The 2,284-nt window shown below is 72.9% G+C and carries 3 protein-coding genes and 1 pseudogene; 1 reads left to right on the plus strand and 3 read right to left on the minus strand.

The genetic code is table 11. The annotated features are described in order from the left end of the window. Positions 1 to 348: pseudogene (locus G3I65_RS30975) on the plus strand (transcriptional regulator); the annotation flags it as partial. Here G3I65_RS30975 and G3I65_RS30980 read toward each other — a convergent pair. The 3 genes from G3I65_RS30980 to G3I65_RS30990 all read right to left on the minus strand — a co-directional run. Continuing rightward, positions 345 to 1,223 (minus strand): RNA polymerase sigma-70 factor, encoded by an 879-nt coding sequence (locus G3I65_RS30980; RefSeq protein WP_160699241.1) that lies wholly within the window; start codon positions 1,221 to 1,223, stop codon positions 345 to 347. The pseudogene G3I65_RS30975 and the gene G3I65_RS30980 overlap by 4 nt on opposite strands. 24 nt (positions 1,224 to 1,247) lie before the next feature. Continuing rightward, positions 1,248 to 1,616, minus strand: coding sequence for a DoxX family protein (locus tag G3I65_RS30985; RefSeq protein ID WP_160699242.1), 369 nt, complete (start codon positions 1,614 to 1,616; stop codon positions 1,248 to 1,250). Between the two features lie 75 nt (positions 1,617 to 1,691). Continuing rightward, on the minus strand, positions 1,692 to 2,284 hold a 593-nt coding region (locus tag G3I65_RS30990), incomplete at its 5' end, for a hypothetical protein (protein ID WP_309235823.1).

Below are 2,284 nucleotides of genomic sequence, written 5' to 3' on the forward strand. Positions count from 1 at the left end.
ACCGGCACGGTGCGCACCGCGCTCGCCGTGCGCGCCGGCCCCCGCCACGCCCCGGCCGCGATCGCCGCGCTGACCCGCGCGGTCGAGCGCTACGACCAGGACATGGCCCGCAGCCGCTCCTTCTGCCTGGCCATGCTGGCCACCGATCACCTGATCGAGGGCGATCTGGAGCGCGGCGCGGAGATCGGCACCGAGGCGGTCGACACGGCCGAGACGCTCAAGTCCGTCCGCACCAAGGACCGCCTGCGGCCGCTCAAGCTGGAGGCGGAGAAGCACCGCGCCCACGACGGCGTCCGCGCGCTGGCCGAGCACATCACGGCGTTCGCGGTCAGCTCGACGCACGTCTAGCGCAGGGTGAGCGGCGTTTCGGACTCGACGCGGGTGAGCTTCTCCGGGTTGCGCACGTAGTAGAGGCCGGTGATGCGCCCGTCCTCGACCCGCACGGCCATGACGCCGTCGAGCTCGCCGTCGAGCCGCAGGGTGAGGCCCGGGTTGCCGTTGACGACGGTGGCTTCGGTGGTGAGCGCGGCGTCGTTCTTGGCGATGCCGCCGAGCACCAGCCGCGCGAGCCGGTCGGCCCCGGTGACCGGCCGCGGCACGGCCTGCTTGACGCCGCCGCCGTCGCTCATCAGGACGACGTCCGGTGCGAGGACGTCGAGGAGTCCTTGCAGGTCGCGGCTTTCCAGGGCGCGCTGGAACGACTCCAGCACCGCCCGGGTCTCGCGCGCGGAGACGGTCTCGCGCGGGCGCCGCGCGTCGACGTGCCGCCGCGCGCGGTGCGCGATCTGCCGGACCGCGGCGGGGGTCTTGCCGACGGCGGCCGCGATCTCGTCGTACCCGAAGTCGAAGACCTCGCGCAGCACGAAGACCGCGCGCTCGGTCGGCGCGAGCGTTTCGAGGACGAGCATGAGCGCCATGGACACGCTCTCGGCGAGCTCGACGTTCTCGGCGACGTCCGGGGTGGTGAGCAGCGGTTCCGGGAGCCAGGGGCCGACGTAGGCCTCCTTGCGGCGCTTCATGGTGCGCAGCCGGTTGAGCGCCAGGCGGGTCGTGATCCGGACCAGGTAGGCGCGCTCGTCGCGCACGTCGGCCAGGTCGACGTCCGCCCACCGCAGCCAGGTCTCCTGCAGGACGTCCTCGGCGTCGGCCGCGGACCCGAGCATCTCGTAGGCGACGGTGAACAGCAGGTTCCGGTGGGCGACGAAGGTGTCGGTGGCGTTCATGGTCGGCTCCTTTCCCGGCCGCGGTCAGACCGCGAACCGCCCCCAGGCGACGAACACGGCCACGGCGAGGTAGGCGAGGTTCAAGAGGGCGAACTTCGCGCTGCCGTGCCGGACGTGGGTGATCATCGCACCGATCATGAGCAGCACCCAGCAGACGGCGGTCACCGGCACGAGCACGGGCGCGATCCCGGTCAGCGCCGGCAGCACCAGCCCGGCGGCGGCGAGCAGTTCGAGCACCCCGAGCCCCTTGACGAACCCGGGAGCCGCCTCGGCGGTCCACTCCCCGCCCCGCGCGGCGGCGAGCTTCGCCTGGGGCAGGAAGGCCTTGCTGACACCTCCCGCGAGCGCGACGAGTGCGAGTGCTCCGGCGGCGATCCACAGCGCCAGGTCCATGGCGGTCTCCTTCTTTCGGCTGGTTCGGCCTCAAGACACCGCGGGGTGGACGGCTGTGACAGAGCATGACGTGGATCACTTGACGGGCAGGTAGGCGGCGACGTCCGCGAGGGCGTCGAGCGTCCCGCGATCGACGCGCCCGGTGGCGACATCGGCCTCGGCGACCACCATCCCGTAGCCATCCGCGCGCGACTGGTAGTGCAGCCCGGTCATCGCGACCCCGGCGATCCCGAGCACGGCCGCGATTTCCAGCGGCCGCACGTCGCCGCTGCCCTGCACCGCCTCGACCTTCTCGAACTCCTTCGCCTGCCGTTTCGACCGGAACCCCACCCGCACCACCGAGATCACCGCGGCGTTGCCGTGGCCGTCGCCGACCGCCAGCAGCATCCGGTCCAACGACGTGCACGGCGTCCGGGCCAGGAACTCCCGCACCTTGCCGGTCGCCGCCGCGACGCAGTCCCCTTCCCGCTCGAGACGGCGCACCTCACGCTTGAGCTCCTTGAGCTTCAGGCGGCTCCAGGCCTCCTTCGGCTTCCCCCGCTTCGCCGACTCCCGCGCCTCGGCCCGCCGCGTCTTGAGCGAGCGCCCCGGCAACGAGTCGACGACGTCACCGGCGGCGTTCCCGGCCAGCGCCTCCGACGCGGCGCCGGCTCCCCCACCCCCGAAGG

Source organism: Amycolatopsis sp. SID8362 (assembly GCF_010550475.1).
Classification (GTDB): domain Bacteria; phylum Actinomycetota; class Actinomycetes; order Mycobacteriales; family Pseudonocardiaceae; genus Amycolatopsis; species Amycolatopsis eburnea.